Source organism: Actinoallomurus liliacearum (assembly GCF_039542035.1).
GTDB classification, from domain to species: Bacteria; Actinomycetota; Actinomycetes; order Streptosporangiales; family Streptosporangiaceae; genus Actinoallomurus; species Actinoallomurus liliacearum.
Window position 1 is genome coordinate 1 of record NZ_BAABHJ010000016.1, and the last position, 25,016, is coordinate 25,016.

Annotated in this window: 28 protein-coding genes; 14 read left to right on the forward strand and 14 right to left on the reverse strand. The window is 71.4% G+C overall.

The genetic code is table 11. The features are described from left to right. The 9 genes from ABD978_RS22650 to ABD978_RS22690 all read right to left on the reverse strand — a co-directional run. The coding region (locus tag ABD978_RS22650; RefSeq protein WP_345357869.1) for a biotin/lipoyl-containing protein at nt 1–405 on the reverse strand (405 nt) is incomplete at its 3' end. A gap of 48 nt (nt 406–453) precedes the next feature. After that, nucleotides 454–1,827, reverse strand: a complete 1,374-nt coding sequence (lpdA, locus tag ABD978_RS22655) for a dihydrolipoyl dehydrogenase (protein ID WP_345357872.1) — start codon at nt 1,825–1,827, stop codon at nt 454–456. A gap of 219 nt (nt 1,828–2,046) precedes the next feature. Further along, on the reverse strand, nt 2,047–3,531 hold the full coding sequence (locus ABD978_RS22660; protein WP_345357875.1) for a leucyl aminopeptidase: 1,485 nt from the start codon (nt 3,529–3,531) through the stop codon (nt 2,047–2,049). A gap of 281 nt (nt 3,532–3,812) precedes the next feature. After that, entirely contained in the window at nt 3,813–4,595 is a 783-nt protein-coding gene (gene cobS, locus ABD978_RS22665) for an adenosylcobinamide-GDP ribazoletransferase (RefSeq protein ID WP_345357878.1), read from the reverse strand. Nucleotides 4,596–4,655: 60 nt separating this feature from the next. Next, the gene (locus ABD978_RS22670; protein WP_345357880.1) at nt 4,656–5,600 is read right to left on the reverse strand and encodes a bifunctional adenosylcobinamide kinase/adenosylcobinamide-phosphate guanylyltransferase; all 945 of its coding nucleotides are present in this window, start codon (nt 5,598–5,600) and stop codon (nt 4,656–4,658) included. Between the two features lie 12 nt (nt 5,601–5,612). After that, nucleotides 5,613–6,404, reverse strand: a complete 792-nt coding sequence (locus ABD978_RS22675) for an ECF transporter S component (RefSeq protein WP_345357883.1) — start codon at nt 6,402–6,404, stop codon at nt 5,613–5,615. Nucleotides 6,405–6,468: 64 nt separating this feature from the next. Continuing rightward, the gene (locus ABD978_RS22680) at nt 6,469–8,070 is read right to left on the reverse strand and encodes an ABC transporter ATP-binding protein (protein ID WP_345357886.1); all 1,602 of its coding nucleotides are present in this window, start codon (nt 8,068–8,070) and stop codon (nt 6,469–6,471) included. After that, the gene (locus ABD978_RS22685; protein WP_345357889.1) at nt 8,067–9,119 is read right to left on the reverse strand and encodes an energy-coupling factor transporter transmembrane component T family protein; all 1,053 of its coding nucleotides are present in this window, start codon (nt 9,117–9,119) and stop codon (nt 8,067–8,069) included. Before ABD978_RS22685 ends, ABD978_RS22680 begins: the two co-directional genes overlap by 4 nt. After that, complete coding sequence (locus tag ABD978_RS22690; protein WP_345357892.1) at nt 9,116–9,751, reverse strand: SCO2322 family protein; 636 nt, start codon at nt 9,749–9,751, stop codon at nt 9,116–9,118. Before ABD978_RS22690 ends, ABD978_RS22685 begins: the two co-directional genes overlap by 4 nt. Nucleotides 9,752–10,121: 370 nt before the next feature. Between ABD978_RS22690 and ABD978_RS22695 the strand changes: the two genes are divergently transcribed. After that, a complete protein-coding gene (locus ABD978_RS22695; protein WP_345357895.1) occupies nt 10,122–10,334 on the forward strand; it encodes a hypothetical protein in 213 nt (70 codons plus the stop codon). A gap of 176 nt (nt 10,335–10,510) precedes the next feature. Here the strand turns inward: ABD978_RS22695 and ABD978_RS22700 are convergent, their stop codons facing one another. Both ABD978_RS22700 and ABD978_RS22705 read right to left on the reverse strand, forming a co-directional pair. Next, nucleotides 10,511–11,512: an aldo/keto reductase family protein gene (locus ABD978_RS22700; RefSeq protein WP_345357898.1), complete on the reverse strand. Its 1,002-nt coding sequence runs from the start codon at nt 11,510–11,512 to the stop codon at nt 10,511–10,513. 22 nt (nt 11,513–11,534) lie between these two features. After that, nucleotides 11,535–12,122, reverse strand: coding sequence for a DUF3043 domain-containing protein (locus ABD978_RS22705; RefSeq protein WP_345357901.1), 588 nt, complete (start codon nt 12,120–12,122; stop codon nt 11,535–11,537). A 121-nt stretch (nt 12,123–12,243) separates the two neighbouring features. Between ABD978_RS22705 and ABD978_RS22710 the strand changes: the two genes are divergently transcribed. The 8 genes from ABD978_RS22710 to ABD978_RS22745 all read left to right on the forward strand — a co-directional run bounded on the left by ABD978_RS22710 (nt 12,244) and on the right by ABD978_RS22745 (nt 17,380). Continuing rightward, entirely contained in the window at nt 12,244–13,059 is an 816-nt protein-coding gene (locus tag ABD978_RS22710; RefSeq protein ID WP_345357904.1) for a PspA/IM30 family protein, read from the forward strand. After that, nucleotides 13,056–13,334 (forward strand): PspA-associated protein PspAA, encoded by a 279-nt coding sequence (gene pspAA / locus ABD978_RS22715; protein WP_345357907.1) that lies wholly within the window; start codon nt 13,056–13,058, stop codon nt 13,332–13,334. Before ABD978_RS22710 ends, pspAA begins: the two co-directional genes overlap by 4 nt. A gap of 77 nt (nt 13,335–13,411) precedes the next feature. Further along, nucleotides 13,412–14,338: a zinc metalloprotease HtpX gene (gene htpX / locus ABD978_RS22720; RefSeq protein WP_345357910.1), complete on the forward strand. Its 927-nt coding sequence runs from the start codon at nt 13,412–13,414 to the stop codon at nt 14,336–14,338. A 2-nt stretch (nt 14,339–14,340) separates the two neighbouring features. Next, nucleotides 14,341–14,910: a PspA-associated protein PspAB gene (gene pspAB, locus ABD978_RS22725; RefSeq protein ID WP_345357913.1), complete on the forward strand. Its 570-nt coding sequence runs from the start codon at nt 14,341–14,343 to the stop codon at nt 14,908–14,910. Next, nucleotides 14,907–15,578 (forward strand): ABC transporter ATP-binding protein, encoded by a 672-nt coding sequence (locus ABD978_RS22730; protein ID WP_345357916.1) that lies wholly within the window; start codon nt 14,907–14,909, stop codon nt 15,576–15,578. The genes pspAB and ABD978_RS22730 overlap by 4 nt, the downstream gene beginning before the upstream one ends. Nucleotides 15,579–15,659: 81 nt before the next feature. Beyond that, entirely contained in the window at nt 15,660–16,427 is a 768-nt protein-coding gene (locus ABD978_RS22735) for an ABC transporter permease (RefSeq protein ID WP_345357919.1), read from the forward strand. A 42-nt stretch (nt 16,428–16,469) separates the two neighbouring features. Next, nucleotides 16,470–16,808, forward strand: a complete 339-nt coding sequence (locus ABD978_RS22740) for an antitoxin VbhA family protein (protein ID WP_345357922.1) — start codon at nt 16,470–16,472, stop codon at nt 16,806–16,808. Beyond that, nucleotides 16,805–17,380, forward strand: a complete 576-nt coding sequence (locus ABD978_RS22745; protein WP_345357925.1) for a Fic/DOC family protein — start codon at nt 16,805–16,807, stop codon at nt 17,378–17,380. Before ABD978_RS22740 ends, ABD978_RS22745 begins: the two co-directional genes overlap by 4 nt. Before the next feature lie 63 nt (nt 17,381–17,443). Here the strand turns inward: ABD978_RS22745 and nadA are convergent, their stop codons facing one another. After that, nucleotides 17,444–18,595, reverse strand: coding sequence for a quinolinate synthase NadA (gene nadA / locus ABD978_RS22750; RefSeq protein ID WP_345357928.1), 1,152 nt, complete (start codon nt 18,593–18,595; stop codon nt 17,444–17,446). A gap of 196 nt (nt 18,596–18,791) precedes the next feature. On the opposite strand from nadA, the gene ABD978_RS22755 reads away from it, so the two are divergent. Together ABD978_RS22755 and ABD978_RS22760 are read left to right on the forward strand one after the other, a co-directional pair. Further along, nucleotides 18,792–19,145 carry a HesB/IscA family protein gene (locus ABD978_RS22755; RefSeq protein WP_345357932.1) on the forward strand — a complete coding sequence of 118 codons (354 nt, stop codon included), beginning with the start codon at nt 18,792–18,794 and terminating at the stop codon, nt 19,143–19,145. A gap of 166 nt (nt 19,146–19,311) precedes the next feature. After that, entirely contained in the window at nt 19,312–20,277 is a 966-nt protein-coding gene (locus tag ABD978_RS22760; RefSeq protein WP_345357935.1) for a carbohydrate kinase family protein, read from the forward strand. A gap of 105 nt (nt 20,278–20,382) precedes the next feature. Here the strand turns inward: ABD978_RS22760 and ABD978_RS22765 are convergent, their stop codons facing one another. Next, nucleotides 20,383–20,634, reverse strand: coding sequence for a sulfurtransferase TusA family protein (locus ABD978_RS22765; protein ID WP_345358423.1), 252 nt, complete (start codon nt 20,632–20,634; stop codon nt 20,383–20,385). Nucleotides 20,635–20,695: 61 nt separating this feature from the next. Beyond that, the gene (locus ABD978_RS22770) at nt 20,696–21,832 is read right to left on the reverse strand and encodes a cysteine desulfurase family protein (RefSeq protein WP_345357938.1); all 1,137 of its coding nucleotides are present in this window, start codon (nt 21,830–21,832) and stop codon (nt 20,696–20,698) included. A 153-nt stretch (nt 21,833–21,985) separates the two neighbouring features. Between ABD978_RS22770 and ctaC the strand changes: the two genes are divergently transcribed. The 3 genes from ctaC to ABD978_RS22785 are packed head-to-tail and all read left to right on the forward strand — an operon-like array spanning nt 21,986 to nt 24,859. Continuing rightward, entirely contained in the window at nt 21,986–22,789 is an 804-nt protein-coding gene (ctaC, locus tag ABD978_RS22775) for an aa3-type cytochrome oxidase subunit II (RefSeq protein ID WP_345357941.1), read from the forward strand. Continuing rightward, nucleotides 22,786–24,462 (forward strand): aa3-type cytochrome oxidase subunit I, encoded by a 1,677-nt coding sequence (gene ctaD / locus ABD978_RS22780; RefSeq protein WP_345357944.1) that lies wholly within the window; start codon nt 22,786–22,788, stop codon nt 24,460–24,462. Before ctaC ends, ctaD begins: the two co-directional genes overlap by 4 nt. Before the next feature lies 1 nt (nt 24,463). Then, nucleotides 24,464–24,859: a cytochrome c oxidase subunit 4 gene (locus ABD978_RS22785; protein WP_345357947.1), complete on the forward strand. Its 396-nt coding sequence runs from the start codon at nt 24,464–24,466 to the stop codon at nt 24,857–24,859. Nucleotides 24,860–25,016: the final 157 nt, after the last annotated feature.

Sequence of the window (25,016 nt, forward strand, 5' to 3'; positions counted from 1 at the left end):
CGTCAGCCCGGCCGGCTGGGCGGCCGGGGCGGGCGGCCAGGACGGCGCGGACGGCGGCTGCGGCTCCGGCTGCGCCGGGGCGGACGGCTGCGGCGCCGGCGCCTCCTGCTGGGCGGGCTCGGGCTGGGCCTGCTCCTGCTGCGGAGCGGCGTCGGCGGTCGCCTCACCCTCCTGGGCGATGACGGCCAGCTCGGCGCCGACCTCCACGGTCTCGTCCTCGGCGACGGTGATGCTGCTCAGGACACCCGCGGCCGGCGACGGAATCTCGGTGTCGACCTTGTCCGTCGACACCTCGAGAAGCGGCTCGTCGGCCTCGACGCGCTCACCCTCCTTCTTGAGCCAGCGGGTGACGGTGCCCTCGGTCACGCTCTCGCCGAGCTGGGGCATGGTTACGGAGACCGGCATGGTTCTCTGCGACTCCTCTTGATGCGTCGTGTCTTGGTACGGGCGGGATCAGCCGTGGACGTGCAGCGGCTTGCCGGCGAGCGCGAGATGAGCCTCGCCGATCGCCTCGGACTGGGTCGGGTGCGGGTGGATGAGCTGGGCGACCTCGGACGGCAGGGCCTCCCAGTTGTAGATCAGCTGGCCCTCGGTGATGAGCTCGCCGACGCGGCTGCCGACGATGTGCACGCCCAGCACGGGGCCGTCCTTGGCCGCGATCACCTTGACCTCGCCCTGCGTGCCCAGGATCTTGCTCCGGGGGTTGCCGGCCAGGTCGTAGGTGACCTCGACGATGTCGTGACCGCGCTCCCGGGCCACCTCGGAGGTGACGCCCACCGACGCCACCTCGGGCTCGGAGTAGGTGATGCGCGGGACGCCGTCGTAGTCGATCGGCGCGGGGTCCAGGCCGCCCAGCCGCTCGGCGACGAGGATGCCCTCGGCGAAGCCGACGTGCGCCAGCTGAAGCGTCGGGATCAGGTCGCCGACCGCCGAGATGGTCGGGACGTTCGTGCGGCAGTACTGGTCGACCTTCACGAAGCCGCGCTCGGTCTCGACCCCGACCTCTTCCAGGCCCAGACCTTCCGAGACCGGGCCGCGGCCCACGGCGACGAGCAGGAGGTCGGCGTCGAGGGTCTTGCCGCCCGCGAGGGTGACGATGACGCCCGACTCGGTGTGCTTGACGCTCTCGAACCGCGCGCCGAGCTCGAACTTGATGCCGCGCTTGCGGAAGGCCCGCTCCAGCCGCTTGGAACTGGACTCCTCCTCCAGCGGCAGCAGGTGCGGCAGCGCCTCGACGATCGTGACCTCGGCCCCGAAGGACCGCCACACGCTGGCGAACTCGACGCCGATGACCCCGCCGCCGAGGACGACCACGGACTGCGGGATCCGGTCGAGCACGAGGGCGTGGTCGCTGGAGATGACGCGCTCACCGTCGATCTCCAGGCCGGGCAGCGACCTGGGCACCGAGCCGGTGGCCAGCACGATGTGCCGGCCCTCGTACGTCGTGTCGCCGACCTGGACGGTGGTGGGACCGGTCACCCGGCCCTCGCCCTCGACGATCGTGATGCCCTTGGACTTGATCAGCCCGGTCAGGCCCTTCACCGTGGTGCTGACGACCTTGTCCTTGTAGGCGTGCACACCCGGCAGGTCGATGCCCTCGAACCGGGCCTTGACCCCGAACGTGGCCGACTCGCGCGTCTGGTCGGCCACCTCGGCCGCGTGCAGCAGCGCCTTGGTCGGGATGCAGCCGCGGTTGAGGCAGGTGCCGCCGAGCTTGTCCTTCTCGATCAGTACGACGCTCAGACCCAGCTCGACCGCGCGCAGCGCGCACGCGTATCCGCCGCTGCCGCCACCTAGGACGACGATGTCGTAGGGGCTATTCGACACAGGACGCTCCTTCGATGCCCGCTCGGGCGCCTCCGGCCCGGAGCGATTTCTGTTCCCGCACGCATCTTTCCACTTCCGGCCGCCGGGCCGGGACAGCGCCTCCCGTTCGCGCCGTCCACTCGGCCGGTGCGCCGCGCCGGGGACGTCCCGTCCCCGCGCGCGGCCCGCCCGGTATCGCCCGGCGCGCGCCGCGCGCCGGACTTTCCGTGCTCACCTCGGTCACAGGGCGCCGGCGGCGGCGTCCTCGGCGATCTGCACGAGCGTGCGGACGGCGGCGCCGGTGCCGCCCTTCGGCGTGTAGCCGTACGGCTGGCCCTGGTTGAAGGACGGGCCGGCGATGTCGAGGTGGGCCCAGCGCACGCCGTCCGGCACGAACTCCTTCAGGAAGATCCCGGCCACCAGCATGCCGCCCCAGCGCTCACCGCTGATGTTGGCGATGTCGGCGATGGCCGAGTCCAGGCCCTTGCGCAGCTCCTCCGGCAGCGGCATCGGCCAGGCGGACTCGCCGGCGCGGCCGGCCGCGCCGGCGACCTTCTCGCGCACGTCGTCGTCGTTGGCCATGATCCCGGTCGTCCGGGTGCCGAGCGCGACGAGCTGGGCGCCGGTCAGGGTGGCGACGTCGACGATCAGGTCGGGCTCGTCCTCGCCGGCCCGGACGATCGCGTCGGCCATGACGAGGCGGCCCTCGGCGTCGGTGTTGAGCACCTCGACGGTCTTGCCGCCGTAGATGGTGAGCACGTCGGAGGGGCGCTGCGCGGTGCCGCTCGGCATGTTCTCCGCGATGGCGAGGTAGCCGACGACCTTGACCTTCGGCCGCAGGGCGGCGATCGCCTTGAGCGCGCCGAGCACCGCGCCGGCGCCGCCCATGTCGGACTTCATCCAGTCCATGGCCTCGCTGGGCTTGAGCGACAGGCCGCCGGAATCGAACGTGATGCCCTTGCCGACGAACGCGACCGTCTTGTCCGCCTCGGGGTGCTCATAGGCGAGACGGACGAGGCGCGGCGGGTTGACCGAACCCTGGCCGACCCCGACGATCCCGCCGTAACCGCCCTCGACCAGGGCCTTCTCGTCGAGGACCTCGACCGACAGCCCGGCCTCCTCACCGACCTCGCGCGCGGTCTCCGCGAGCACCTCGGGGTTCAGGTCGGACGGCGGGGCGTTGACCAGGTCGCGGACCAGCGTGACGGCCTCGGCGATCGTCCTGGCGCGCTCGAGGGCGCTCTCGACCTCGTCGTCGGTCTCGGTCACCACCGTGATCTCCGAGACCGGGCGCTTGTCCCCGTCGCCGGTCCGGTAGTTCAGGTAGGCGTAGTTGCCGAGCAGCGCGCCGGTCGCGACGGCGGCCACCTCGTCCGCGGTCGCGGCGGGCAGCCGGACCGCGACCGAGCCGGAGCCCGCGAGGGAGCGCAGCGCGACGCCGGCCGCCCGGCGCAGGGCCTCGGCGTCGTACGACTCGCCCAGCCCGACGGCCACCACCAGCGGGGCGGCCAGGCTGCCGAACGTCGGCACCTTGGTGACCTCGCCCGCCTTGCCGCCGGCGCCCAACCCGCTCAGCGCGTCGACGAGGCGCCCCTGGAACGCCTCGTCGATCCCCGCGGCGCCGGGCGCCAGGACCGGTCCGGAGTCATCGGTCACGACGCCGATCACGACGGCGTCTACGTCAAGGGATGCGGATTGAGCGTTGGCAAGTTTGAGGTTCGTCACACAGCCCGATGGTAGTCCTGCCTCGCGGTTCTTTGTTCGGGTCCACGGACTTGGGGGATCTTCGGCGCGCGTCGCGCGGGCCTTCGCCCTCGCCTGGTCGATTACCATTCCTCGACTGGCCCCGTCGTCCTGGGCGTTCCAAGGCCGCCTCTGGCCGAGGGGAAGCGGGCAGCGGCGGCAGCCTCCGGACGGCGGTCAGCGGGACGCCTCGCATGCGCCATGGCCAGGGCGCGTTCCGTGACCGGCGCGGGAGCTTCACTCTCGGGACGCTCCCGCGCCTTCTAGGCCACCGACAACACGACGATCGCCGCGGTCGTCGATGTCTCCACCAGGGCGCCGAGGACGTCGCCGGTGACGCCGCCCAGGCGCCGGACGGCGTGTCGCAGCAGCGCCGCCGCGACCAGGAGCCCGGCCGCCGTGGCCACCGGGGCGAGCACGGCCGGGCGCGCGCCCCCGGCGAGCAGGCCCGCGACCGCCGCGGCGACCACGACGGCCGCCGTCGCGGCCACCCCGTCCCGGAGCCGTACGGTCCCGGCGACCAGGGCGCCCAGGCCCTCCGGGCGGGCGGCGGGGACCCCGGCGCGGCAGGCCCATGTGACCGCGAGCCGCCCGGTCACCGCCGCGACGGTCACGGCGACCGCCCGGTGCGGGGCCTGCGCGAGGGCGGCGACCTGGATCAGCAGGGTGAACACCAGCGTGATGACCCCGAACGGCCCGATGTCGGACCGCTTCATGATCGACAGAGCGTCCTCGGCGGGGCGTCCGCTGCCCAGCCCGTCGGCGAGGTCGGCCAGGCCGTCCAGGTGCAGGCCGCGGGTGAGCAGCGCCATCGCCCCGACCGCCACGGCGGCGCCGAGCAGCGGCCCGGCGCCGAGCCGCCCCGCGACCGTCACGACCACGGCGGCGGCCCCGCCGACCAGGAGCCCGGCGACCGGGGCGAGCGTCATCGCCCGGCGGGCGATCTCCCGGTCCACCCGGCCGCACCGCACCGGTACGACGGTGAGCAGCGACACCGCCAGGCGCAGCCCCTCGGAACCGGGGATCCGCTCGTTCTCATGCTTCACGACGTCCTCCGGGCCGATCTGTGTCGAACGTCTCCCGCCGGGGCGCCCGGCTCCCGGCGGTCACGGCAGGTCGACGACCCGGCCGGCGACGACCAGGGCGGTCTCCTCGGACTCGGCCGCCAGGCGCTGGTTGAGCCGTCCCAGAGTGTCACGGAACGCCCGCCCGCTCGCGGTGGCGGGGACGATCGACAGGCCGACCTCGTCGCTGACCGCGACGATGTGAGCCCGGGTGGACCGCCACGCGCCGACCAGTTCGTCCAGGCGCGGCACCACCGCCTGCGGTCGCTCCCAGGCGCCCAGGGCGTCGAACACCGCCGTCAGCCAGGTGCCCATCCCGTCGATGAGGAGGGTGCCCGTCGCGTCGCGCAGCAGACCCGCCAGGTCGATCGTCTCGGCCGTGTCCCACCAGCCGGGGCGGCGTCGCCGGTGTGCGGTGATCCGGTCGCGCCACTCCGGGTCGTCGGCGTGCATGATCCCGGTCGCGACGTACGTGACCTCCGGGTGCGCCATCACCCGCAGCTCGGCCTCCTCGGACTTGCCGGACCGGGAGCCGCCCAGGACCAGCGACCGCCACGGCCCGGACGCGGGACGGGCCCAGAAGCCCAGCCGGCGGTCCAGTTCGGCCGGGGACGCGACGCGGTGGTCGACGTGGACGGCCTCGATCCGCGTCCCGTCGGTCACCGCGCCGGCGCGCCGCAGCCGTCCCAGGTGCGACGGGTCGCCGATGAGGTCGAGGAGCACGGCGTCGTACGGCTCGGGGCCGGCCGGTTCGGGCCGCGCGCCCGGCCCGGCCGCGAACAGGACCCGGTGCCCGCGCGGCGTGCGGACGTCGTAACCGCCGGGCACCTCCCGCCGGCGGCACTGGTCGAGCGGGACGCCGTCGAGAAGGACGCGGGTCGTCTCGAGGCCGCGGCGCGCGGCGCGCATCCGGGTGCAGGATGCGCAGCGGCAGCCGGCCTCGGGCCAGCCGCGTGGCCCCGCCGTGCCGAGCAGATCGATCTCCATCCGCGCCGCCCGTCAGTCGCCGCGGCCGTCGGCCGGGGCCTCGAACGCCGCCCGGCGGGCGGCGCGGCGCAGGGCGAGGAGCACCGGGCGGCCGGTGACGGTCACCAGGATCGCGGTGAAGATCGCTCGCGGCACGTCGAACCCGAGGGAGGTGGCGAAGCTGTACGCGACGAACCTCCCGAGATTGTCGGCGAGCGGGGCGCCCGGGTGGAAGGAGATCGAACTCGACATTCCCCCGACGAAGGGCCACGACCCCAGGTTCTGCAACCAGCCGTAGAGGAACGCGGCGGCCGCGCCGTACGCCGCGAGCATCGCGATCTCCGCCCGGCCCCGTGGCCGTCGCGGCAGGCATCCGGCGAAGAACCCCACCCACGCCGCGCCGAGGATCTGGTACGGCAGCCAGGGACCGACGCCCGCCGTGATCAGGGCGCTCGCGAACATCGCCACCGACCCCAGCAGGTAGCCGAACCCGCGCCCCAGCACCCGCCCGCCGTACACCAGCACGAAGAACATCGGCTCGAACCCCGCGACGTTCGTGCCGAGCGGCCGGAGTGCCGCGCCGACCGCGCCGAGCACGCCCAGCAGCGCGATCGCCTTTGCGTCGATCCCGCCCTCGGCGATTTCGGCGAGCGCCACGGCGAGCAGCAGCGGAAGGAGCAGCACGAACATCCAGGGGGCGAAGGTCGACTGGCCGATCCGCGCCCCGGGCGTGACGAACAGCGGCCAGCAGAACGCGGCCAGCCCCGCCAGCGACACCAGCAGCAGCGCCGTTCCGGAGCGCGCGCGCAGCCGGACCGCGGTCATGGGACCTCCTTCGTCGTCCTCATGACCAAGGTGCTGTGCCTATTGATTCCCTCGCTTCGCCCGGTCATGGCAGCACCTCCCTTGCCTGGCCCACCGTGAGGACCGGCGCCGGAGCGAGGATCTTGCCGACCTGCGGGGCGAACGCGGGCGAGGACACCACGACCTCGGCGGTCGGACCGTCGGCGACGACCTCGCCCTCGGCGACGACCACGGTGCGCGTCGCGACCTCGGCGACCAGTTCGACGTCGTGGGTGGCCAGGACCACCGCGTGCCCGTCGGCGGCCAGGTCACGGACGATCTCCACCAGGCGTTCCTTGGCGGTGTAGTCCAGGCCGCGCGTCGGCTCGTCCAGCAGGACCAGCGGCGGCCGCCCGGTCAGGATCACGGCCAGCGCGAGGGCCAGCCGCTGTCCCTCCGACAGGTCACGCGGGTGCAGCGCGTCGTCCACGCCGGGCGCGAGGCGCTCGAAGAGGGCGCGGCAGGTGCCCCGCTCCGCGGCCAGGTCGCGGTCCGCGGCGGCGCACTCGGCCGCGACCGTCTCGGCGTACAGCAGGTCGGCGGCGTCCTGCGGGACGAGGCCCGCGTTCCGGACCATGACGCGCGGCGGCGTCTCGTGCGGCACCGCGTCGCCGACCCGCACCCGTCCGCCCGACGGGCGTACGAGACCGACCAGGGCGCGCAGCAGCGAGGACTTCCCGGCGCCGTTCCGCCCCATCAGCGCGATCACCTCGCCCGAGGCGACGGACAGGTCGACGCCGCGCAGCGCCGGCACGGGGCCGTACCGGACCTCCAGGCCGCGTACCGACGCGAGCGTCCGGCCGTCGCCGGGCCCCGGGGACGGGGCGGGCGGCGGCGCCGCGGCGAGGCGCTCCCGCAGCGGAGCGGCGGCGCGCCGGGCGTCCCGCACGGACAGGGGGAGCGGCGACCAGCCCGCCAGCCGGCCGAGCTGGACGACCGGCGGCGCCACCGGGGAGTCCACCATGATCACGCCGGTCGGGCCGTACGCGGGCGGCCGCCCGTCGCCGGGCAGCAGCACCATCGTGTCGGCCAGGTGGACGACCCGCTCCAGGCGGTGTTCGGCGAGGAGGACGGTCAGGCCGAGGTCGTGCACGAGGCGCTGCAGCGTGGCCAGGACGTCCTCGGCGCCCACAGGGTCCAGCGCGGACGTCGGCTCGTCCAGGACGAGGACCCTCGGATGGGTGGTGAGCACCGAGCCGATCGCGACCCGCTGCGCCTGCCCGCCGGACAGCGTGCCGAGGGGGCGGTCCCGCAGCCCGGCCAGACCGAGCAGGTCCAGGGTCTCCTCGACACGCCGCCGCATGACGTCCGGCGGCAGGCCCAGGGATTCCATGCCGTACGCCAGCTCCTCCTCGACCACGTCGGAGACGAACCCGGCCCGCGGGTCCTGGCCGACGTAGCCGACGAGGTCGGCGAGCTCACGCGGCGGGTGGTCGCGGGTGTCCCGCCCCGCGACGGTCACCCGGCCGGTCAGCACCCCGCCGGTGAAGTGGGGGACCAGGCCGTTCACCGCGCGCAGCAGCGTCGACTTGCCCGTGCCCGTACGCCCGGCGACCAGGCACAGCTCGCCCTCCTCGATCCTCAGGTCGACGTCCGTGAGCACCGGCGCGCCGCCGTAGTGGAAGCCGACCCGGTCGAAACGGATCATGTCCGGATCCCCCGCAGGAGCACCGGGGCGAGGGCGAGCAGCACCCCGGCGGCCGGGAGGACGGGCAGACCGGGCGCGGTCCCTGGCATGGGCCGCAGGCCGTCCGTGCCGATGAGGCCGGCGACGGTCATCGCGGCGGCGGCCAGCACGCCCGAACCGCCGGTGACCCACTCCGGCAGCGCCCACGGATCCGGGCGGTACCGGGTCCGCGGCGACCGGCGGCCCCCGAGCCACAGGCCGGCCGCGGCGGCGACCGCCCCCGCGACCAGCAGCGGCGTTCCCAGCGCCGCCTGCGCCTGCCCGTCCAGGAGCCCGTACAGCCCGGCGCACACCGCGAGGAGCCCGCCCAGGACCAGCGCCGCGGTGGCCCGCCGCCGGGCGCGCGGCACGGCGGCGGTACGGCCGTACCCGCGCGCGTCCATCGCGGCGGCCAGCTGCACCGACCGGTCCAGCGCGCCCTCGAGCACCGGCATGGCGAGCCGCCGCAGCGACCGGATCCCCCGGTCGGAGCGGCCGCGCAGGCGCTGCGCGTCGCGCACCCGCCGTACGTGCGCGACCGCCTGCGGCGCGAACGTCATCGCGACCACGACCGCGACGCCCACCTCGTACAGCGCTCCGGGCACCGACTTCAGCAGGCGGCTCGGGGCGGCCAGCGCGTTCGCCGCGCCGACGCAGACCAGGACGGTCGCGAGCCGCAGCGCGTCGTACCCGGCGACGGCCAGGCCCTCGGCGGTCACCGGCCCGCCGACCCGCAGCCCCGCCATCCAGGACGGCAGGGTCACCGACGGCAGCGTGACCAGCGTGGTGCCCGGGGTCTGCGCCACGAACACCGCCCCGAACAGCAGCCGCACCACGACCACGACGAAGCCGATCCGCAGGAACATCCCGTACGCCCGCGCCCAGGGGTCATCGGTGCGGCGCACCGCCACGACCGTTCCGGTCACCGTGCCCACCAGCAGGAGGAGCAGCGGATCGGTGGTCCGCGTGGCCGCCGTCGCGAGTCCCAGCGCCCACAGCCACCACGCGCCCGGGTGCAGCCGTCGAGTCATCGACGCGACCGGCGCACCGCGACCAGCCCGCCGCCCGCGGCGACGAGCACGATCAGCCCGATCCCGGCGTACAGCCCGACCGGCGTACCGGAGTCCTTCTCGACCTTCTTGGACAGCACGCCCGGCGACGGGGACACGCGGCCCGCGAGGCCCGGGACGCCGCACGGGCCGAAGGCGTGGATCGCGCAGATCAGCCCGCTCTTGTCCGTCTGCACCGGCCGGTCCGCCGCCGCGAGGACGTCAGAGCCGGTGGCGTTCTGCGGGACGGTCGCGCAGTACTGCCTGGCGGCCGGCGGGACCTGATCCTTCGGGGCGTCGGCCGGGTCGCCGTAGTCGATGACGACGGCGACGCGCTTCTTGCCCGCCGGAGCCGCGGCCGTGGATCCGCAGATCGTGGCGAAGTCCGGCTTGGCGCGGGGCGGGGTGCCGGTGTTCCCGCTGGACCTGGCGAACCGCCAGCCCTCCACCGCGCCGTCCTTGGGATGGGCCTGGGCCGGGCCCGTGCTGGCGAAGGCCCACGTGTCGCCCTTGGCCTGCCAGTACCCCCAGAACGTCATGGGGTCGGCGTGCGCCTCGGGCATGGGGGCGAACAGCAGGGCGGCGGCGAGGACACCGGCTGCGATCTTGCGCATGGGCGCCTTTCTGGGGGAAGGCGGTCCCCGGTGAAGCGGGCGCGCCGAACGCGGCACGCGCCCGGACTCCATCCGCAGACCACGACGGAACGACGGAGCCGCTCGCGCCGGCGCGGGCATTCCGGCTCGCCGCGGGCGGGGTGCCCGCAGGCCTACGGTTGCGGGTCAGCGCCGGACTTCGACCGGCTTCCCCCACGTGGCGCGTGTGCTGCTGCCGATGAGTTGACCACGGGGCGGTGAACCGCGTCAAAACGACCGACCCCGGTAACCTGCGGATCATGAGGTGGGTCCGAGTGCGACGCCGACCTCGGAGGCTGCCGCGGCACCCGGTCGAAGCGGCCGGGCGAGCCGCACGGAGATGAGGAGAGCGATGCCCTGGAGCTGGCGGTACGAGAAGTCCGACGGGACACCGGTGGAGGCGCCCGGCTTCGGCGAGGAGACCTGGACCACTCAGGCCGACGCGGAGTCCTGGGTGGGGGAGAACTGGCGCGGCCTCCTGGAGGCGGGCGTCGACCAGGTGTCCCTCCTGGAGGACGGGCGCGTGGAGTACGGCCCGATGAGCCTCCACCCGCAGGGCGGCTGACCGGCGCGCTTCGCGACACGATCCGGACGGCGGGCGGTCCGCGACACGGCCGGGCCGGTGGGTGGGCCGGCCGGGCGGCCTCGTCCGCGATCGGCGCGCCCGGGCGGCGGGGCCCGAACGCCGCGGTCGGCGTCCGCCGGGCTCTCCTGGAGGGAGAGCCGGCGGACGCGGTCCCGTTACGGGCGCCGCGACGGGCTGACGGTCTTGGCCGGGTCGCGCTCGACGACCGGCGTGAGGATCTCGTCGACGCGCTGCAGCAGTTCGGCCTCGAGCTTGACGCCGGCGGCCTTCACGTTGTCCCGCACCTGCTCGGGGCGGCTGGCGCCGATGATGGCCGAGGAGACGTTCGGGTTCTGCAGGACCCACGCGATGGCGAGCTGCGCCATCGACAGGCCCGCCTCATCGGCGAGCGGCTTGAGCCGCTGCACGCGGGTCAGGACCTCGTCGTCCAGGAGCCGCTGGATGAACGCCGCGCCGCTCTTCTCGTCGGTGGCGCGGGAACCCGCGGGCGGGGCGGCGCCCGGCGCGTACTTGCCGGTCAGCACCCCTTGGGCGATGGGCGACCAGACGATCTGCCCGACGCCCTCCTTCTCGCACAGCGGCACGACCTCGGACTCGATGACCCGCCAGATCATGTTGTACTGCGGCTGGTTCGAGACGATCCGGTCCAGGCCCATCTCGTCGGCGATCTTCAGCGCACGGGCGATCTCCTCGGCGCGCCACTCCGACACGCCGATGTAGAGCACCTTGCCCTGGCGTACGAGATCGTCGAAGGCCTTGAGGGTCTCCTCGAGCGGCGTCTCGTGGTCGAACCGGTGCGCCTGGTACAGGTCGATGTAGTCGGTCTGCAGGCGCCGCAGCGAGCCGTGGATCGACTCGAAGATGTGCTTGCGGGACAGGCCGCGGTCGTTGGGACCGGAGCCGGTGGGCCAGTAGACCTTGGTGAAGATCTCCAGGGACTCCCGGCGCTGACCCTTCAGGGCGCGGCCCAGGACCTCCTCCGCGCGGGTGCCGGCATAGACGTCCGCCGTGTCGAAGGTGGTGATGCCCTCCTCGAGGGCCGCCTGGACGCACGCCTTGGCGGCGTCCTCCTCCACCTGGGAGCCGTGCGTGATCCAGTTGCCGTACGAGATTTCGCTGACCATGAGGCCGCTGCGGCCCAAATGACGGAACTCCATGACCGCACCCTAAGACGAAGGGTCAGACCTGGTCCTTCTGCCCCGGCTTGAGGCGCGGCTGCGGCATGCGGAACCGGCGGATCTGCATCGACCGGGTCGCGACGTAGAAGCCGAGACCGCGGAGATTGTCGTCGGGGAAGCGCTCCTGGGCGAGCTTCTTGACCCGCCTGCCGAGGAGGAGCGACTCGCCGATGATCAACACCAGCATGACCGGCCAGCCGAACTGGTAGACGTACGCCTTGACGGTCAGCGGCGCGACCATCGCCAGCAGCAGGATCAGCAGGGTGAGGTACATGAAGTACTCACCGAACGTCCGCCGGGAGTCGACGAAGTCGCGGGCGAGCCGGCGGGCCGGCCCCTGGTCGCGTTTGGGCAGGTAGCGGTCGTCGCCGCGGGCCATGCCCTCCTTGACCTTCTGGCGGTCGCGGGTCTGCCGGTCACGGGCCTGCTGGTAGGCCTCCTTGCGCGACTTGGGCGCGGTGATCGGCTGGCGGTTGCGCCTCTCCGCCTCGCGGCGCTTGGGCGTGGGACGGCCCTTCCCCCCCGGTTTGACGATCTCGGGGGTGGTCGAGGGCTCCTGCGTGTCGGTATCGGTACGGCGTCGGAACACGCAGATCAGCCTACCGGCGCTCGCGGCGAACATAATGACTGTCTTGGACGTTAACGCGTAGGGTGGTCAGCGAACCCCAGCAGCGTTGTGAGGCACCAGCAGAAGGGACCGGCCACGCGCGATGAGCGTGATGAAGCGTATGTCGATGATCTTCAAATCCAAGGCCAACAAGGCACTGGACCGGATGGAAGATCCTCGTGAAACCCTTGACTATTCCTACCAGCGCCAGCTTGAGATGCTGCAGAAGGTCCGCCGGGGCGTCGCGGACGTCGCCACCTCCCGCAAGCGTCTCGAGCTCCAGATCAACCAGCTCGAGCAGCAGCAGAACAAGCTGACCGAGCAGGGCAAGAAGGCCCTGCAGGTCGGCCGGGAGGACCTCGCCCGCGAGGCGCTGACCCGCCGGGCGGGTCTGGACGGCCAGCTGAACGATCTGCGTGCGCAGTACCAGCAGCTGCAGGGCGAGGAGGAGAAGCTCACGCTCGCCTCCCAGCGCCTGCAGGCCAAGGTCGACTCCTTCCGTACGCGCAAGGAGACGATCAAGGCCACCTACACGGCGGCCGAGGCGCAGACCAAGATCAACGAGGCGTTCTCCGGCATCTCCGAGGAGATGGGCGACGTCGGCCTGGCGATCCAGCGCGCCGAGGAGAAGACCGAGAACATGAAGGCGCGCGCCGGCGCCATCGACGAGTTGCTCGCCTCCGGCGCCCTGGAGGACTACTCCGGCCCGCGCGACGACATCCAGGCCGAGCTGGACCGCATGGGCAGCGGCCCGGGCGTCGACCTCGAGCTCGAGCAGATGAAGGCCGAGCTGGGCATGGGCACCGCGCCGAAGCAGATCGACGCCGCGCCGGGCCAGCCGCAGGGGCACCAGGCCGCGCCGCACCAGCAGGCCCAGCCGCAGATCCAGCGGCCCCATCAGCCGGGGGAGGGCCAGTGATCGTCCGGCTGATGGGCGAGGGACAGCTCGACGTCGCCGACGGCGATCTGTCCGCGCTGAACGACCTCGACGCGGAGCTCGAGAAGGCGATCGAGTCCGGCGACGAGGACCAGTTCCGCGGCGCGCTGCACGCGCTGCTCGAGCGGGTGCGCACGGTCGGCAAGCCGCTGCCGCCCGAGGACCTCGAGCCGTCGGATCTGATCCTTCCTCCCGCGGACGCCACGATGGAGGAGGTCCGCGCGATGCTGGGTGACGAAGGGCTCATCCCCGACTGACCCGTTACGGCACAAGCGGGCCTGTTCGCGCGTTTCACCAGTAGAAAGCGTCGGACGGGGAGGAAGGGGACAACACAATGGAGCGCTCGCGCTTCGCGCCCGACCGAGGACTCACATCGCGCATGCTGCTGACGATGTTCCTGCTGGGGTTGCTGTACGTCGTCTTCGTCGGGTTCTTCTTCGTGTTCGTGCCACGGCTATGGCTGGTCGTCCTGGTCATCGCCGTGGCCTTCCTCCTCGCCCAGTACTTCTTCTCCGACCGCCTCGCGCTGTTCGCCATGCACGGGCGCGTGGTGTCGGCGGAAGAGGCACCGGAGCTGCACGGCGTGATCGACCGGATCTGCGCCATGTCCGACATGCCGAAGCCCAGGGTGGCGATCGCCGACACCGACGTGCCGAACGCCTTCGCCACCGGACGCAACCAGCAGAACGCCGTGGTGTGCGTCACCACGGGCCTGCTCCGGCGGCTCGACCCGGTCGAGCTGGAGGCCGTGCTGGCCCACGAGCTGTCGCACGTCGCCCACCGCGACGTCGCGGTGATGACGATCGCGTCGTTCCTCGGCATCCTGGCCGGCCTGCTCACGCGGTTCGGCCTCGAGTGGGGCCTGTGGGGCGGCTTCAACGACCGTAATCGCAACAACAACGACCAGAGCACCGCGATGGTGCTGCTGGTCGTCATCGGCGTCAGCGCCGCCGTCTACGCCATCAGCTTCCTGCTGACCCGCGCCCTGTCGCGGTACCGCGAGCTGTCGGCCGACCGCGCCGCGGCGCTGCTCACGGGGCGGCCCTCCGCGCTGGCGGCCGCGCTCACCAAGGTCACCGGAGAGATGTCCCGCATCCCGACCAAGGACCTGCGGGCGGCCGAGCCGTTCAACGCCTTCTATTTCGCGCCGGCCTTCACCAAGGGCATCAGCATCTCCACGCTCTTCTCCACCCACCCGTCGCTGGACCAGCGGCTCGAGCAGCTCGCCAAGATCTCCGCCCAGCTCGGCAGGGGAGTGTGACCATGGGGTTCCTCGACACGCTGCTGGGCCGGTCGAAGCCCAAGAAACCCGACCTCGACCGGTTGTTCGCGCTGCCGACCGCGGCCGTGACACTCGAGGCCGCGGCCGGCCTGACGCCGACGGGCGTCGGCGCGGTCTGCTTCCGGGCGGCCGAGGGCGCGGCCTTCGCGCAGATCGAGAAGGACGTGCGCGAGCTCCTGGACGCCGGCGACGGACCGAAGGTCGAGCTGAGCACCGACACGTACGGCTACACCTGGCTGGTCGCCCGGCACGCCCCGACCGACCTCGTGGGCCTGGTCACGGACCTGCACGCGGTCAACGCCGCCTTGGAGGCCGGCGGGTTCGGCCCGCAGCTGCTGTGCTCGCTGGTCGCCTTCACCGGACCGGACGGCAAACGCTTCGGCCTCGTCTACCTCTACAAGCGGGGCACCTTCTACCCCTTCGCCCCACTGCCGGGAGAGAAGCGGGACAACGCCGTGGAGCTGCAGGTCCGCGGCGCGGTCGGCGCAGACCTGCCGGTCGAGGGCGACCTGAGCCGGTGGTTCCCGGTATGGGGCGCTCCCGGGCTGTGACCCTCGTTCTGGAGAGCGTCCGCGTCCGCCGCGGCGACGCGGTCATCCTCGAGGACGTCGGCGCCACCATCCGATCCGGCCGCTGTACGGCGATCGCCGGGCCCAGCGGGGCGGGCAAGTCGACGCTGCTGCGCCTGCTCAACCGGATGCTGGAGCCGACGAGCGGCCGCGTCCTGCTCGACGGCACGCCGCTGCCCGCGCTCGACGTCCTCGCGCTGCGCCGCCGCGTCGGCCTCGTCGCCCAGCAGCCGACCCTGCTGACCGACACCGTCCTGGACGATCTGCGGGTCGGCTGTCCCGACCTCACGGAGGAGGACGCACGTTCGCTCCTCGTCGAGACCGGGCTGCCCCCCACCTTCGCCGACCGCCCGACCGCCGGGCTGTCCGGGGGAGAGGCCCAGCGCGTCTGCCTGGCCCGTACGCTGGCGCTCCGCCCCGAGGTGCTCCTGCTCGACGAGCCCACCTCCGCCCTCGACCGCGCCAGCGCCGAGGCCATCGAACAGGTCGTCAAGGACCTGCGGGCGGCCGGCGGCACCGCCGTCCTGGTCAGCCACGACACCGCACAGGCCCGGCGCCTCGCCGACGACGTCATCGTCCTGCGCGCCGGACGGCTCACCGAACACGGCCCTCCCGAGGAGATCGAGTACCTGCGGGCCGTGGCGTCGTGAGCGAGGCGGCCGCGTGAGTGAGCGGAGCGAGCGAGCCGTGAGTGCAGTGTCTCTGGTCGCCCCTCCGACGAAGGAGGCCGCGTGACTCACGAGGTGCACGTCCCCTCGTGGCCGGGCGTCGTGGCCTCGCTCGCACTGGTCGCTCTGGCGCTCGGCATCGTCGCGCGGGCGCGCCTGCGGATCAGCCGCGACCTCGTCATCGCGGCCGTCCGCGCGGGCGTGCAACTCGTCGCCGTCGGCGCCCTGCTGCTCGCCATCTTCAGGTACGCCGGGCTGCCGGGGGCGTTCGCCTGGGCGGCGGTCATGGTGGTGATCGCCGGGCAGGTCGCCGGGCGGCGCGGCTCCGGGGTACCCCGGTCGCGGGTGGCGGCCACCGCGGGCCTGGCCGCGGGCGGCGGCACGACGCTGCTGGCCCTCGTGCTGCTCGACGTCATCCCCGCTCAGGCGCGCGTCGTCGTCCCCGTCGCCGGGATGATCATCGGTGCCTCGATGCAGGCCGTGGGCCTGGCTCTGCGGCGCGTACGCGACGCGGTCACCTCCGGCAGGGCCGCGATCGAGGCCCGCTTGACGCTCGGCCTCACCGCCCGGGAGGCGTTCGCCCCGCACACCCGTGACGCGCTGCACACCGCCCTGCTGCCCGTCATCGACTCCACGAAGGTCGTCGGGCTGATCACCCTGCCCGGCGCGATGACCGGTCTGATCCTCGGCGGCGTCGACCCGCTCACCGCGATCCGTTACCAGATCGTCGTGATGTACATGCAGCTCGCGGCCGCGGCCGTCAGCGCGTACATCACGACCCGCCTCGCCGAGGCGTCTCTGTTCGACGAGGCCCACCGCCTCCGCGTCTAAGTTGTACAGCGAGTTGTACAAGTAGCAAGTATTCTTAGAGACATGACGTCCTTCGCGCTTTCCGTGCACCCGTTGTCCGAGGTGCGCCGGCGTCTTTCCGAGACGGTCGCGCGATTCCGCCGCGAGGGGGCGTCCGCAGAGCCTGTGGTCTTCGGATCCCAGCGCAAGCCCGAGGCCGTTCTGTTGCCGTATGCGGCGTACGAAGAGTTCGTGGAGTACAAGCGGCGGCGTCGCGCGCTCGATCTGGCCGAGGGATCGATTCGCGCTGAGGGTCTGGTTCCCTCAGCGGAAGCAGTCGCACGAGCGGAGCGCTGGGCCAGAGGTGAGATCAGCGAAACGGACATGTACGAGGAGACTCTGCGGCAGTATCGGCGTCTGTGAGTAACGGCCCCTACACAGATCCGTCAACCGGAGTCCTCATCAACAGGCTCGGCATCAGCGACTCGGATGAGCTGTCGCAGGCTGAGGCCGATCTGACCTACCTGATGCTCGCCCGGCTTGAGACCCGCTCGCTGCCGGGGAAATACGATCTTGCTCACTTGCAGGCGTTCCACAAGGCGATCTTCGGTGACATCTACCCCTGGGCCGGTGAGTTAAGAACCGTGGTGATCGCCAAAGGCCGGCACTTCTGCCTGCCTCAATACATCCAGTCGATCTCGGACGAGATCTTCCGGAACCTGTTCCGCGAGCGCTACCTCAGGAGACTCGAACGACACGAGTTCGTCGAAAGGCTCACCTTCTATTTGGGCGAGGTCAACGCCATCCATCCCTTCCGGGAAGGCAACGGCCGTACCCAACGGGCTTTTTTCGGGCAACTTGCCCGAGATGCAGGGTTCACCATCAACTGGCATGGACTCGACGCGGACCGTAATAGGGAGGCATCGATCGCCAGCATGCTGGGCGATCCTGAACCGATGCTCCGGCTGCTGAACGAGCTCGTCGAGCCGGCTTGACAAGCCGACCTACAGCGGAATCCCTGGCCGCCGCCGGGATGGCGACCGCCAGGGATCGGATGGCTACGGGAGGGCGAGCATCTGGTCGAGGGCGGCGCGGGCGTAGTGCGCCGTCTCCTCGTCGACCGTGATCTGGTTGACGACCTCGCCTCGGGCCAGGGACTCCAGCGACCAGACCAGGTGCGGCAGGTCGATGCGGTTCATCGTCGAGCAGAAGCAGACGGTCTTGTCCAGGAAGACGATCGTCTTGTCGGGGTGCCGGTCGGCGAGTCGCTTCACGAGGTTGAGCTCCGTGCCGACGGCCCACGCCGACCCGGCCGGGGCCTGGTCGAGCATGCGGATGATGTACTCCGTCGACCCGATGTGGTCGGCCTCCTTGACGACCTCGTGACGGCACTCGGGGTGCACGAGCACGTTGACGCCGGGGATGCGCGCCCGTACGTCGTCGACGGACTCCTTGCTGAACCGCCCGTGCACCGAGCAGTGCCCGCGCCACAGGATCATCGTGGCGGCCCGCAGTTCGTCCGCGCCGAGCCCGCCGTCCGGCCGGTGCGGGTTGTAGACCACGCAGTCGTCCAGTCCCAGGCCCATCTCCAGCACGGCGGTGTTGCGGCCCAGGTGCTGGTCGGGCAGGAACAGCACCTTCGAGCCCTTGGAGAACGCCCACTCGAGGGCGCGGCGGGCATTGGAGGACGTGCAGACGGTGCCGCCGTGCCGGCCGACGAACGCCTTGATGTCGGCCGAGGAGTTCATGTACGTGATCGGCACGACGTCGTCGGCGATCCCCGCGTCCTCCAGGACCTCCCAGCACTCCTCGACCTGGTCGTAGGTCGCCATGTCGGCCATCGAGCAGCCGGCGGCCAGGTCCGGCAGGACGACCCGCTGGTCCGCGCGGGTCAGGATGTCGGCGGACTCGGCCATGAAGTGCACACCGCAGAAGACGACGTACGGCGCCTGCGGCCGGGCCGCGGCCTCCTGGGCGAGCTTGAAGGAGTCGCCCGTGACGTCCGCGAACTGGATGACCTCGTCGCGCTGGTAGTGGTGGCCCAGCACGAACAGCCGTTCGCCCAGGGCGGCCTTGGCGGCATGGGCCCGCTCGACCAGGGCCGGGTCGGAGGCGGGCGGCAGGTCGCCCGGGCAGGAGACCCCGCGCTCGCTCGCCGGGTCGGCGCCGCGGCCGAGGAGCAGCAGGGGGCTGCCGATGTCGATGGTCACTGGGAGGCTCCCTTGACAGGCTTATCGTCTCTTTGACGATACGTCATCGTACGCGGCGTCGGTCAAGCCGCCGGGAGCGGCTGTGAAAGAACCGGTCCATTGGGGAATGCCCCCGGGCAGCGGGTACGTTGTGCGGAGAGGCAAGCGACAACACCACGGCCGCCACAAGGCGACCGAGCCAATCGGGAGTCAGCACATGACGGTTCCAGCCGAGACCGGCACGCAGCAGGGCGTCGTCCTCACGGACGCCGCGGCGGAGAAGGCCAAGAGCCTGCTCGACCAGCAGGGCGAAGAAGGTCTCGCACTGCGTGTGCAGGTCCAGCCGGGTGGGTGCTCGGGCCTGATCTACCAGCTTTACTTCGATGACCGCCAGCTGGACGGTGACCTCGTTCAGGACTTCAACGGCCTCGCCGTGCGCGTCGAGCGGAAGAGCGTCCCCTACCTCACCGGCGCCACGATCGACTTCGTCGACAGCATCGAGAAGCAGGGCTTCACGATCGACAACCCGAACGCCAGCGGCTCCTGCGCCTGCGGCGACTCGTTCCACTGAGCCTTTAGGGCTTCACGCGACGATGCCCGTGACCGGGTCCACCCCGGGCACGGGCATCGGGCGTTTCAGCGGCCGGTGACGCAGTACCCTTGCCGGGTTTGGACCGCCATTCGAGACGGCCTCGCGGTGATGACGGGGCCGCCGAACCGACGAGGAGATCGACGTCGTGCGCATCGCTGTAGCCGGCTCCATCGCAACCGACCATCTGATGAGTTTCCCGGGCCGGTTCGCGGACCAGCTCATCCCCGACCAGCTGCACACCGTGTCCCTGTCCTTCCTCGTCGACGAGCTGGAGATCCGGCGCGGCGGCGTGGCGGCCAACATCTGTTACGGCATGGGCCTGCTCGGCCAGCGCCCGGTCCTCGTCGGCGCGGTCGGCGACGACTTCGCCGACTACCGCTCCTGGCTGGAGCGGCACGGCGTGGACACGTCCGCGGTGCACGTCTCCGACCTGCACCACACCGCCCGGTTCCTGTGCACGACCGACCAGGACCACAACCAGATCGCCTCCTTCTACGCGGGCGCGATGAGCGACGCCCGCCAGATCGAGCTGCAGCCGATCGCCGAGCGGCTCGGCGGCATCGACCTGGTCCTCATCGGCGCCGACGACCCCGAGGCGATGATCCGTCACACGGAGGAGTGCCGCACCCGGGGGATCCCGTTCGCCGCGGACCCGTCGCAGCAGCTCGCCCGGATGGACGACGTGCGGGAGCTCATCGACGGCGCCGCGTACCTGTTCACCAACGAGTACGAGGCGTCGCTGTGCGAGCAGAAGAGCGGCTGGTCGAGCGAGGAGATCCTCTCCCGCGTCGGCGTCCGCGTCACCACGCTCGGCCCGAAGGGCGTGCGCATCGACCGCGTCGGCGAGCCGAGCCTGCACGTCGAAGCGGCCCCGGAGGTTCAGAAGGTCGAGCCGACGGGCGTCGGTGACGCGTTCCGCGCCGGGTTCCTGACCGCGCTGGCCTGGGGACTGTCCCTCGAACGCGCCGCGCAGACCGGGAACCTCATCGCGGCGCACGCGCTGGAGGTCGCCGGCCCGCAGGAGTACACCCTCCACGGCGAGCGCTTCGTCGAGCGGTTCGCCGACGCGTACGGCGAGCAGGCCGCCGCCGAGGTCGCCCACCACCTCTGACCAGTACCCGAAGCGCTCGCTCCGCCGCCATCCGCCGGAGCGAGCGCTCACCCGTTAGACGGTGCATCAGGCACCGGCGAACCGCGCTCGCGGAGCGAGCGCAATTCAATACGTGCGGCGTACGTGGAAGGCCCAGCCGCGGGGGAGGGTCTCCTCGCGGACGAAGTCCTGGGACTTCATCCGGCACCACGCGGGCACGTCGGTGCGCGCGGCGACGTCGTCGGCCTGCACCGCGATGATCTGGCCGACCGGCACCTCGCCGATGCGCTCGGCGAGCATGATGATCGGGATGGGGCACTTACGGCCGAGCGCGTCGATGGTCAGGACCGGCAGCGGTCCGTGATACGCCGGGGGCATCGCCTCCTGCGGCGTCTCCCGCTCGGCCCGGCGGCGCCTCAGCCCCATCGCATCTCCCTACTCACTGACTGGTCACCCCCGCCGTACGGCGGAGTCTGGCCACGGCTCCGGGAAGAACCGCGAGGAAACGGTCGACGTCGGTCGCGCTGGTTCCGCGAGGGAGCGATACCCGGACGTTCCCGTGGGTAATCACCCCCATTGCCTCCAGGACGTGGCTGGGACGCAGCGTATCGGCCGTACAGGAGCTGCCGGAAGAAACGGCGAAACCGAGCCGGTCTAGTTCGGTGAGGAGCGCCTCGCCCTCGACGTACAGACAGGAGAACGTCACCAGGTGCGGCAGGCGGCGTACGGGGTCGCCGATGACCTCGACGTCCTCGACGAGCTGCGGCACGCGGTCGCGGATCCGGTCGACCAGTGCGGACAGCCGTGGGCCGTCGCGTTCCAGCTCGGCCGCGTACGCCTCCAGCGCCGCGGCAGCGGCGACGGCTCCGGGAACGTTCTCGAACCCGGGGACCCGGCGGCCCTCACGCTCGTCCTCCGGGAGCGGCGACCGCCACCGGGTGTTCTTCCGGATGACGAGGACGCCGACGCCCGGCGGACCGCCCCACTTGTGGGCGCTGGCGGCGAGCAGCGACCAGCCGGTGGGCACCTCGATCCGGCCGGCGGACTGCGCGGCGTCGACGAACAACGGGACGCGCGCCGCGCGGCACGCCTCGGCCACCTCCGCGACCGGCTGCAGCGTGCCGACCTCGTGGTTCGCGGACTGCAGGCAGGCCAGTGCCGTGTCGGGGCGCAGCGCCGCCGCGAACTCCTCCGGGTCGACCCGGCCCGTACGGTCCACGCCGACCGTGGTCACCTTCCCGCCCTCGCGCTCGTGCAGCGCCGCGGTGTGCAGGACGCTGGAGTGCTCGACGGCGCCGACCACCAGGTGGCGGCCGGTCCGGCGGCGGGCCGACAGGGTGCCCAGCATCGCCAGGTGCACCGCCTGGGTGCCGGAGGAGGTGAAGTACGTCTCGTCGGGGCGCACGCCGAACGCGACGGCGACCTTGGCTCTCGCCTGGTCGAGCAGCAGCCGGGCGCGCCGCGCGTCGCCGTAGAGCCGCTGCGGGTCGGCCCAGCCGCCGTCCAGCGCGGAGACAAGGGCGTCCCGGGCCGCCGGATGCAGGGATTCGGTGGACGCCGCATCGAAGTAGGCCACGAAGAAGACACTAATGGGGGTCCCAAGTGGGTGTCCGCGACCCTCACGCTAATGTTTGGTCGACAAGCGTGAACATCGAACTGATCGCCCGGAGATTCGGGCTTCATCGTGGGAAGGCAATCCGTGAGTCCGACCCGCCGTAGGAAGCGGCACATGCACGTGCGCACTGGAGCGCCGAGCCCGCGGCGACGCATGCTGCAGGGCGCCGTGGTGCTCTCCATGTTGGCGCTCGCCACGACGGCGTGCTCAGGCCAAGGCAAGCGTCTCGGTCTGCCGACACCGGTGACCGAGCAGGCCAAGCGCGTCGTGACCCTGTGGCAGGGGTCATGGATCGCGGCGTTCGTCGTCGGTGCGCTCGTGTGGGGGCTGATCATCTGGGCGGTGCTGTTCCACCGCAAGCGTTCTGACCAGCTGCCGCCGCAGGTCCGGTACAACCTGCCGATCGAGATGCTCTACACCGTCGTGCCGTTCATCATCATCGCGGTGCTGTTCTACTTCACCGCGCGCGACGAGACGTATCTCAACAAGGTCAGCAAGACGAACGATCCGGGCCAGGTCACGCAGGTCAACGTGACCGCCTTCCAGTGGAGCTGGCAGTTCGACTACCCGCAGTACCACACGAAGCCGATCGTCGGTCAGCCCACGAGCCCCGACGCCACCAACAAGCCCGTCCTCGTCATCCCGGTCGGGCAGCGGGTACGCTTCCACCTGGTCTCGACGGACGTCATCCACTCCTTCTGGGTCCCCTCGTTCATTTTCAAGCGGGACATCCTTCCCGGTGCCCGCAGCGGACAGGACTTCGAGGTCACCCCGACCAAGACGGGGACGTTCGAGGGACGCTGCGCTGAGTTCTGCGGCGTCGACCACAGCCGGATGCTCTTCCAGGTGAAGATCGTCACGCCGCAGGAGTTCCAGCAGTTCATCTCGAGCCACCAGGCGAGCGGGAGCGCTCAGTGACCACGACCATCACTCATTCCACCCCCTCCGCGCCGGCGTTCCGGCCGCGGCCGAGCAAGGGCCGCGTCCTCGTGTCGTGGCTCACGTCCACGGACCACAAGGTGATCGGGTACATGTACCTGATCACGTCGTTCGTGTTCTTCGGCATCGGCGGCATCATGGCGCTGCTCATGCGCAGCGAGCTGGCCAAGCCGGGCCTGCAGTTCCTGAGCAACGAGCAGTTCAACCAGCTGTTCACCATGCACGGCACGATCATGCTGCTGATGTTCGCGACGCCGCTGTTCATCGGCTTCGGCAACGTCATCATGCCGTTGCAGATCGGATCGCCGGACGTGGCGTTCCCGCGCATGAACATGCTGAGCTTCTACTTCTTCCTGTTCGGCAGCAGCATCACGCTCATCGGATTCCTCACGCCGGGCGGCGCCGCCAGCTTCGGCTGGTACGCCTACACCCCGCTCTCGGACATCGTCCGGTCCCCGGAGGTCGGCGGCGACCTGTGGATCATGGGTCTGACGCTCTCCGGCCTCGGCACGATCCTCGGTGGCGTCAACTTCATCACGACGATCTTCTGCATGCGGGCGCCCGGCATGACGATGTTCCGGATGCCGATCTTCACGTGGAACATCCTGCTGACCTCGATCCTCGTGCTGATGGCGTTCCCGGTGCTCGCCGCCGCGCTGCTGGCCCTGGAGGCCGACCGTAAGCTCGGCGCGCACGTGTTCGACCCGGCCACCGGCGGTGCGATGCTCTGGCAGCACCTGTTCTGGTTCTTCGGCCACCCAGAGGTCTACATCGTCGCGCTGCCGTTCTTCGGCATCATCACCGAGATCCTGCCGGTGTTCAGCCGCAAGCCGGTGTTCGGTTACATCGGCCTGGTCGGCGCCACCATCGCGATCGCGGGCCTGTCCGTGACCGTGTGGGCGCACCACATGTTCCCCACCGGCCAGGTGCTGCTGCCGTTCTTCTCGTTCATGACGTTCCTGATCGCGGTCCCGACCGGTGTGAAGTTCTTCAACTGGGTCGGCACGATCTGGCGCGGGCACCTGACGTTCGAGACGCCGATGCTCTGGTCGATCGGCTTCCTGGTGACGTTCCTGTTCGGCGGCCTGACCGGCATCATCCTGGCCTCGCCGCCGCTGGACTTCCAGCTCAACGACTCCTACTTCGTCGTCGCGCACTTCCACTACGTGCTGTTCGGCACCGTGGTCTTCGCGATGTTCGCGGGCTTCTACTTCTGGTGGCCCAAGATGACGGGGAAGATGCTCAACGAGACCCTCGGGAAGATCCACTTCTGGCTGCTGTTCATCGGCTTCCACACCACCTTCCTGGTCCAGCACTGGCTCGGCGCGGAGGGCATGCAGCGGCGTGTCCCGGACTACGCCAAGCAGTTCACCGCGCTGAACGTCGTCTCGACCATCGGCGCGTTCATCCTCGCAGTGTCGATGATCCCGTTCCTGTGGAACGTCTTCATCACGGCGAAGAGCGGCAAGCGGGTGAACGTCGACGACCCGTGGGGCTTCGGCAACTCGCTCGAGTGGGCGACGTCCTGCCCGCCGCCGCGGCACAACTTCACCTCGATTCCGCGGATCCGGTCGGAGCGCCCGGCGTTCGATCTGCACTACCCGCACACGGACCAGGCCGCGGTGACGGCCGGAGCCGGGAAGGAGGACTGACATGAAGATCGAGGGTTACCTGTTCGTCTTCTGCGCCCTGTTCTTCGCGGTGATGGACGCCATCTACTGGCTGTGGTCGCACGACCCGACCGGTACGACGGCGCTGGCGCTGACCATCGGCCTGGCGGGCCTCACCGGTTTCTACCTGCTGTTCACCGGCCGGCGGATCGACCCGCGGCCGGAGGACGACAAGGACGCCGACATCGCCGAGGGCGCCGGTGAGCTCGGGTTCTTCAGCCCGCACAGCTGGTGGCCGCTGTTCACGGCGCTCGCCGCCGCGACGGCCGCGCTCGGCGCCGTGTTCGGCTGGTGGCTGCTGCTCATCGGGATGCTCGGGGTCGTCCTCGCGGCGATCGGGTTCGTCTTCGAGTACTACCGAGGCCACTTCTCGCACTGAGGCAGAGGCAACGGAAGGCCGGCACCGCGCAGGCGGTGCCGGCCTTCCGTATGTCATGGGCCGTACAGAAGTCTCGGCGAACACCACAGCGGCCCGCCCGGCTCAGCCGGCTTCGCCCCACGTGCGCGGTCGGGCGCGCGACGTTCACCGAGCATTC